At 28.3% G+C, this 7,435-nt stretch carries 9 protein-coding genes and 1 pseudogene; 2 read left to right on the top strand and 8 right to left on the bottom strand.

Annotated features, from left to right (window positions below):
- Nucleotides 1–310: pseudogene (locus ACFSX9_RS03930) on the top strand (IS1182 family transposase); the annotation flags it as partial.
- Nucleotides 301–705 carry a transposase gene (locus ACFSX9_RS03925; RefSeq protein WP_379804685.1) on the top strand — a complete coding sequence of 135 codons (405 nt, stop codon included), beginning with the start codon at nucleotides 301–303 and terminating at the stop codon, nucleotides 703–705. The pseudogene ACFSX9_RS03930 and the gene ACFSX9_RS03925, both read left to right, overlap by 10 nt.
- A 223-nt stretch (nucleotides 706–928) precedes the next feature.
- Here ACFSX9_RS03925 and ACFSX9_RS03920 read toward each other — a convergent pair whose 3' ends face one another.
- The 8 genes from ACFSX9_RS03920 to ACFSX9_RS03885 form a co-directional block, all read right to left on the bottom strand.
- Complete coding sequence (locus ACFSX9_RS03920) at nucleotides 929–1,528, bottom strand: hypothetical protein (protein WP_379804683.1); 600 nt, start codon at nucleotides 1,526–1,528, stop codon at nucleotides 929–931.
- A gap of 243 nt (nucleotides 1,529–1,771) precedes the next feature.
- Nucleotides 1,772–2,578, bottom strand: coding sequence for a hypothetical protein (locus ACFSX9_RS03915; RefSeq protein WP_379804681.1), 807 nt, complete (start codon nucleotides 2,576–2,578; stop codon nucleotides 1,772–1,774).
- Between the two features lie 162 nt (nucleotides 2,579–2,740).
- The gene (locus ACFSX9_RS03910; RefSeq protein WP_379804679.1) at nucleotides 2,741–3,472 is read right to left on the bottom strand and encodes a hypothetical protein; all 732 of its coding nucleotides are present in this window, start codon (nucleotides 3,470–3,472) and stop codon (nucleotides 2,741–2,743) included.
- Nucleotides 3,473–3,613: 141 nt separating this feature from the next.
- Nucleotides 3,614–4,357: a hypothetical protein gene (locus tag ACFSX9_RS03905; protein ID WP_379804677.1), complete on the bottom strand. Its 744-nt coding sequence runs from the start codon at nucleotides 4,355–4,357 to the stop codon at nucleotides 3,614–3,616.
- A gap of 215 nt (nucleotides 4,358–4,572) precedes the next feature.
- Nucleotides 4,573–5,268 (bottom strand): hypothetical protein, encoded by a 696-nt coding sequence (locus tag ACFSX9_RS03900; protein ID WP_379804675.1) that lies wholly within the window; start codon nucleotides 5,266–5,268, stop codon nucleotides 4,573–4,575.
- Between the two features lie 102 nt (nucleotides 5,269–5,370).
- Nucleotides 5,371–5,991 carry a hypothetical protein gene (locus ACFSX9_RS03895; RefSeq protein WP_379804673.1) on the bottom strand — a complete coding sequence of 207 codons (621 nt, stop codon included), beginning with the start codon at nucleotides 5,989–5,991 and terminating at the stop codon, nucleotides 5,371–5,373.
- Nucleotides 5,992–6,149: 158 nt separating this feature from the next.
- Entirely contained in the window at nucleotides 6,150–6,959 is an 810-nt protein-coding gene (locus ACFSX9_RS03890) for a hypothetical protein (RefSeq protein ID WP_379804671.1), read from the bottom strand.
- Nucleotides 6,960–7,132: 173 nt separating this feature from the next.
- The coding region (locus tag ACFSX9_RS03885; protein ID WP_379804669.1) for a hypothetical protein at nucleotides 7,133–7,435 on the bottom strand (303 nt) is incomplete at its 5' end.

Below are 7,435 nucleotides of genomic sequence, written 5' to 3'. Positions count from 1 at the left end.
AAACCTAGCAATAGAAACGTGCACGGTTTTGGTAGATAAAGGCTATCACAACGGTCGTGAAATCACCCGCTGTAAAGACAATAACATTGTAACTATTGTAGCGCATCCTGATCCAGGAAAAAGCAATGAAAACGGTACACAGCCTGCTTATTTGGTTGCTAAATTTAAATACAATAAACAAACTGATACCTACATTTGTCCACAAGGGGCAACATTAAAAACCACGGGACGTTGGCACAAGAAAACAAGAGAGAAAGACAGTTACCAATTCAAAAAATACCGAACTCCAGCTTGTAAAACATGTCTGTAAAGAACCTTTGTACCAGTAGAACAGGCGGGCGAGAGATTGATAGGAGTGAGTATGCTGATGCTGTTGAAGAGAATAATCAGCGGTATCAGGAAAACCAGCAGTTGTACCGAAAACGTCAAGAGATCAACGAACATATCTTTGGAACTATTAAGCGTCAATGGGGCTATAATCACACTAATTTAACGGGTTTGGAAAAAGTAAATGGCGAGCACAGTTTAATTATGCTTGTGTACAACATCAAACGCTCCATAAATATACTGGGCGTACCGGATTTAATAGATAAACTCAAGAAATGGAAGTCACCTTACAAAAACAAAGGTTGTTTTAGTTTTAAAACGAGTTATTACAGCTATTATAACGGCTTTAATGAAAAAGAGTTACCAATTGCAGCCTAAAAAATAGTGTACCGCAGAACGAAGGTATTGAAGTTTACAAGAGCTTTAAAAAGCAAATTGTGAAAAAACAAGGTTTTTTCACAGCCTGACGTTTCGTGGCTTTGCAAGGTTGCGAACTTCGGAACCGAGATTTTTCCGCTAAGATAAAATTTCTTGCGAAAGATATATGTGAATTTACTAGATATTTCGCAATCTCGCAAAACCGCTGTTAGCAGATGTGTTTTTAGATAAATGTTGATGTTTTTAGCTTTTCTTTTTCTATTCCAGCATTTTCTACAAACCAATCAGTTACCACAACTTTTAGTTCAGATTTATTTACAGTATTTTTTTTACTTCGAATATTAAGATAATTTTCGGTTGTCATCTTTTCAACTAATTCTTTTACGTTTTTTATTTCGAGCTCTTTTCCAAACCATTTACAACAATAAAAGCCATAAACTGATATTCCAATTCCAATTATTCCATATAAAAAGTTAATGAAAAGCATAAATATTGAAACCAATAAAATTACAGTTAATGAATAAATTACAGATTTCGGCGAACTTAAAACATTCAATTCCAATCCAATATTTTTCTCAAGTTTTTTCACCAGTTTTATTCTGTTACTTCTTGGAAATATTATTTTTAATTCTGTTTCTAGTTTAATTTTTTCTTTCTCATAAATTCTTTCTTCTACAATCGAAATTCTTAATTTATAAAATGCTTGTTGAGTTGTACAACTTTCAACATTTTCAAAATTTACTTTTGTAATTATTAAATCACAAAATTCATCAAAATTTTTTACTTTTTCAGTTTCACCATTTTCAAATTTGAATTGATACATTTCTTCAATAGTAGGAATGCAGTCTTCAATATTTTCAATCTCGTAATTATCTAATTTGTTATTTTTTATTTGTTTACGTGATTTTTTTTAACATATCGGCTAACGTGTTGCGGATTTGCATCAGTGGCTTTGATTTAAGACTGACCACAACAAATATAAACAAAATTTTAATTCATTGAGGTTTTTCCGAAGGAAAAACCAAGCCTAAGCCATTGTGCAAAACCGATGTTGGCAGTAGTATTTTTATTTATTTTCTAATTTTTTTCTTTTACGTTCTTCTTTCCGCAATTGTTTTTTTGTTTTGTAATTTATTTTAACACCACTAGCAATTGACATACTTTCTTTCTTAATTATCTTTTCTAATTCATTTGTGTTTGCGTTGACTAAATATTGATTGACAACTTGCTTTTCCCATTTTCCTAATTCTTTATTTTGATTTCGTTTTTCTTCAATTAACCAGCAAAAAGAATTTATATTGTCTAAATATGCTAATTCTATATAATCAACAGTTTTGTCTTTAAATCTTTTATCTTTTTTTACAATTTCTAGAGCATCACAATAATTACTCAAATTTTCAAAGTCTAAGTTTCCAGAATATTTCGGGAATTTATTTTCAGAAATCATTTCACCGTTTTTATCGAATTCAAGACCAAAACCATATTCAATATTTTTGTTTGTATAAGTATAAAGAATCCAATAAGTAACTTTGTAGTTTGATAAATTATAAAGTTTTTGATTATCATAAACTATTTTTATTGAATCATTAAAGTTTACTTCAAGTTGATGAATTTTTAAGTTGTTGTAAAATTCTATTCCACCACGTTCAATAATATAATCTTCAGATTTTTTAAAAATGAAATCGGAATAACTTTTTATTTTTTTAATGTCGCAACAATATTGAATTGTATCGCTAATTTCCAAATCGAATGGAATGTAATTGTTAGTTTTCGATAAATATGTTCCACCAAAATCTAATTTATCAGAATCTTCACATTGTGAAAATCCCAGAAAATAAAATAGTATAAATATTAAGATAAAATGTCTTTTCAATTTCGGTTTTTTAATATTACCGCCAACGTTTAGTGGCTTTATAAAGTGGCTTTGATTTTTCACAGACCAAAGCAAATATAGACAAATTTCGACTCATAGAGGTTTTTCCTTCGGAAAAACCAAGCCCAAGCCATTTTATAAAACCATTGTTAGCAACTGTTATTATCTCTCTTCTATTGGACTAAAGTCTATAAACCTTTTAAAATCTTCTGAATTATCCTCAACACTTTGTGTTTTTTTCCATTTCCCATTTTCATCTAAAATTTCAACGCTTATTTTATTGTCTCTTTGATCTACTGACGCAAAATGAAACAAACTATCATTTTTAATTTTTAAAAAGCAAGTTGTATTTCCTCCAGTTAATATAAAAGAATCAATGCAATCAAGTTTTTCATTATACATCAAATTTGGGAAATAGTCTGAATTTTTAATCCAATTTAATTTTTTAGTGTCTTTTTTATACAAAATTAAGGTTTGAACATTATTTCCACCACGAGCAGAAGTTCCAGAAGTGAATATGATGTCATTAAGTTTGTCATTATTAAAATCACTAATTTCAGTATTTAGAATATTCACTTTATCTCCTTCAACTTTAAGACTATCTTTTATTTTCCATTTGCTATTATTTTTTTCATATAAATAAATTTTAACAAAAGTGTTTTGACTTTCTTCAATGTGAAAAATATCTATTTTGTTTTTTGTTTTGATTCCAAAATTTATAGAATCAGTAAACCTTTCAATAGTGTCAGAAATTAAAGCTTCTATTTCTTGAAAGTTACTTTTACTATGAGTTATTTCTATTTCTTGAAAGTTACTTTTACTATGAGTTATTTCAGTGTCTTTTTTACAACTAAAAATCAGAAATGACAGAATTATGACTAACTTTTTTTTCATAATAGTTGCTAACGTTTTGTGGCTTGTGAATGTTGTTTTCTTATGAAAACAATTCTTAATTTGTTTATCGTAAAAGTAATTGATTACGGTGATTCCACCAAATAAAACAATATTTACAAACCGCTGTTAGCAATAGTTTGTTTACTCATATTTACCAAACCAATTTAATTCAGTTTTCCAGTGATTTTTTTTATAATCTACGTTTTCATTTGTATAAACTCTAAATATTTTTTTGATAGATGTTTCTCTGAGAATTTTTTTAATTGAATCAACTTGTTTTTCAGGGATTTTTTTGTCAGTAAATAGTAAATATTTGATTTTATTGATTTCACTATCATTTGTTGAAGATATTAAGTCATAAATTTCAATTCTATTTAGATTTATTGAATTATCTGTTTTAGCAATTATTTGACCATTTTTATAACCTAAGTAAATATTAAAATCAAATTTTTTATTTCCACTTGAAATAAGTTCACTTTCTTTGTTGAGTAAATTAATATTAAGATTTATGTTTTTCTCAAAATATTGATAAGCATTATTGATTTTTAGAAACTGATTTGTAAAAGAAGAATCAGTTTCTTTTTTCAAATATAAAGTGTCTTTTTGGCTGTTAAGTTTATAATCAAAAATAAAATCAGTTTCTAATTTAGAATCTAAATTTGTTAATTGTGTATAGTAAATTTTAGAAGCATTACTTTTCCACGAGAATTTTGTTTTTCTATCCCAAGTATCAGTTACTAAAGAGTCTTCAAAAAATTGTAAATCTACAATATTTGAACTTTTGGTTGAGCTCCAATTTCCAAGTAATTCTGTATCTATGTTCTTTTTAGAACAACCTTGCAAAACTAAAATTATTAATATTGTATTTATTATCTTGGTTTTCATTCAAATTATTGCTAACGGTTTTGTATAAGAATAGTAGGGCGGGAAAAAGGCAACTACCATTCGGTTGAACACAAGCTGAATTTTTAAATTTTTCTTATTATCTTTTTTTCTCAATAAGCCAAATTTAAAAATTTGGCGACCTTGCAAAAGTGCCTTTGCCATTGGGTTAAGCACTCATTGCCCTATTATTTTTATACGTTGTTGCCAGCAGTAATTTATTCCGTCAGTTTCCGTCTTCCAGCTTTAATCAACTTATCGTAATTTGAACAAATTCCTCTCGTTTCCGTATGGATTTTATTTACAATGTCTCTAAATTTTTCAGGTTGTTCTATTTCCCATTCTGGCGGAACTGTATTAGCGTTAATGTTTTTATTGCTCGTACTCCAAGTATTTAGTCCGATTAAACTTGTAAATTCAGCTGTATGTTTTTTAAGCTCTCTTAAAATATTTTCCATTTCTGGTTCGATAAATTCAAAATCTGGTTTTGTAAACTCGTATTCGAATTTATAAATATCATCTAAATTATCAATTCGGAATGCAAAGCCTGCAAAATTATTGTGCCTTAAAAAAGCAATAGTTCCATTCGGTGGAAGTAAATCAGTTTTAATTCTATCAAATAATTCAAAATCCAAGACTTTATGAGATTCAGTATATTCTGCACTTTTAGGTCTTCTATTTTTTTTAATTACAATCCAAATTATCCAGACAATTAAAATTCCTAACAAAATGAAAATTAAATGAAGTATTGAAATTTGATAATTTACAAATCCCTTTAGGTTTTCTATAAATGATTTGTCGTTGTAAAGACTTTTTAAGCTAAAATAAATAATAGATAATAATCCGATTATTCCCGCAGAAATTAGCTTACTGCCAACTGGATCTTTCCAAACTTTCTTAATTTTCTCTGTCATTTCTTTTATTGCTGGCAACGTTTGGTGGCTTGCAGAAGTGGCGAACTTCGTAACCGTAATCTTTCGGCTAAGATAAAATTTCTTGCGGAAGATAAACGTGAATTAACCAAATAATTCGCCATTTATGCAAACCGCTGTTGTGCGTTCGCTTTTTTTTATTCGGTCAAATATTTTTCGTCCGATATACTCTTTTAATTTGTTATATTTAAAACGTCTGTAATAAACATCCCAATAACTTATCATTCTGCTTTCAGTTTGTTGTCTATAAGTTGGATTTTCATTAAAAAACTTTAAATAATTATTAATTGTTTTGTCGTTAATATGTTTGTCAGCAACCTCTAAAATTTCCATTACATATTCGCCTAAAAGTTGAAAAACAAATGGAATTACATAATAGTCTTTTACATTGTATATTAGTTTTTCTAATTGTTGTTGTCTAACAAAACCGTTATGATGTCTTAAATAAATACAGTTCAATATCGTTTGTTGATTAATTGTCAAACTGTTTCCCGCTGTGTCAGTTGGGATGTCGAAATATACTCGTCCTGGAATAATCAGTTTTTGCCCGTCTAATATAATTTCTTGTTCAACTTTCGGATGGATATCAAAGTTTTTGTCTATTAAAAAATCCGCAACAATTTCAACGTCTTGTTTCAAGTCAACCGGAAATGCATTCAGAAGTTTTTGTCTGTTAACTTGCAATATGTCCGATGTTAATCTCATTTAGTTTCTGTTTTTTAAAGTGACGCACAACGTTTTGTGGCTTGTGAATGTTGTTTTCTTATGAAAACTATTTTTAATTTGTTTATCGTAAAAGTAATTGATTACGGTGATTCCACCAAATAAAACAATATTTACAAACCGCTGTTAGCAACTGGCTTTTATTTTCGTTTTAAAAATCTTGTATCATTCATATTAAACTCGTTTTCATAAGTTCCGATTTTTTTCAAATAATAATATCTTAATTTTTCCGAACAGGATTTATAATTGTCATAGCCTGTCACAGAATATTTCAGCATTTTTATTGGCTTTAATTCGTTTTTATCAAATTCAAAACCTTTTCCAAAATATTCAATTGCGCCATTCGGATAATCTTGATATTGGTTAAATACTTTGTTTATTAACAATCCTGCAACAATTTGATTTCCATTTTTCGAGTAAAAAAGCGTGTCAATAATTGATTCTTTATACTCAACTTTTACAGGCAAATCAATTGCCCAATCTCTTTCAATTGTGTCATTATAAGTTTTTCCATTAAAATATCTCAATGCTAATTCTGCTGGTCTTTCAATAGTTTTAATTTCTATTAAACTGTCAACTAATTTTTGTATTTTGATTTTGTCACGTTCATAAATGCTTGGGTCAACTTTTACGTTATAAGCAAACTCTTTAGGCGTTGTCGTTTCAGTAATGTTTAAAGAAAACTCTTTTGTTAAGTTAGTCATTGACATAATTGCAAGTGGAAAACTTAAAATTAGAAGAAACCAAATGCTAATTTTTCGAATGTTTCTTTTAAATGATAATAAAATAAATACAATTGTTGACAGAAACAGAATTATTGAAGTTAACGTTAAAGTGTCAATTACATTTTCTAATCCAGAACCATTTTTGTCATTAAGTATATGAAAAAATGAAATTATAATTCCAACTGCTAAAATTCCAAATAAAATTTTAATTCCGTGTTCTTTCATTTTTTAGATTCTGTTTTTTTAAGCTTGTTGCTAACGTGTTGTCGCTTGTGGCAGTTGCGTAAATTTAAGACAAAAGATTACAAGTACAAAACTCCTAGTGGAATTTTCGGAGAAAATTCCGAACACAAGCCAAGCCTAGCAATTGCTACAAACGGCTGTTGTACAACGTTTCTTTATCTTTTCAGGTTTCCATTTGCATTATATTTACTTTCAAATTGATTATGATTTATTTTTCCATAAAATTCATTTGAATATGATTTGCCTAATTTTATTCTAAGTTTTGTTTTATAATCTCCATCGTAAACAAAAACTGAAGTTAAAACTACATTTTCGGGAGCCAAATAAATATAACCGATTCCAGTTCCACAAGAATGTCTATATTTTTCCTCAATCGGTTTCCATTTTCCTGATTTATCTTTCGCTTCTAATTCAATTGGTATTATTTCTTGTAATCCAATTATAATTGTGTCATTTTC

The sequence above is a fragment of the Flavobacterium ardleyense genome (assembly GCF_042686085.1).
In the GTDB taxonomy this organism is placed as follows: domain Bacteria; phylum Bacteroidota; class Bacteroidia; order Flavobacteriales; family Flavobacteriaceae; genus Flavobacterium; species Flavobacterium ardleyense.
The sequence above is the reverse complement of the archived record's forward strand: the minus strand, read 5'-3'. Positions and strand labels throughout refer to the sequence as shown.

Excerpts from the sequence above, each read along its gene's own strand:
- ACFSX9_RS03925 (WP_379804685.1), top strand. The coding sequence starts at position 301 with ATGTCTGTAAAGAACCTTTGTACCAGTAGAACAGGCGGGCGAGAGATT.
- ACFSX9_RS03920 (WP_379804683.1), bottom strand. The coding sequence starts at position 1,528 with ATGTATCAATTCAAATTTGAAAATGGTGAAACTGAAAAAGTAAAAAAT.
- ACFSX9_RS03910 (WP_379804679.1), bottom strand. The coding sequence starts at position 3,472 with ATGAAAAAAAAGTTAGTCATAATTCTGTCATTTCTGATTTTTAGTTGT.
- ACFSX9_RS03905 (WP_379804677.1), bottom strand. The coding sequence starts at position 4,357 with ATGAAAACCAAGATAATAAATACAATATTAATAATTTTAGTTTTGCAA.
- ACFSX9_RS03900 (WP_379804675.1), bottom strand. The coding sequence starts at position 5,268 with ATGACAGAGAAAATTAAGAAAGTTTGGAAAGATCCAGTTGGCAGTAAG.
- ACFSX9_RS03895 (WP_379804673.1), bottom strand. The coding sequence starts at position 5,991 with ATGAGATTAACATCGGACATATTGCAAGTTAACAGACAAAAACTTCTG.
- ACFSX9_RS03890 (WP_379804671.1), bottom strand. The coding sequence starts at position 6,959 with ATGAAAGAACACGGAATTAAAATTTTATTTGGAATTTTAGCAGTTGGA.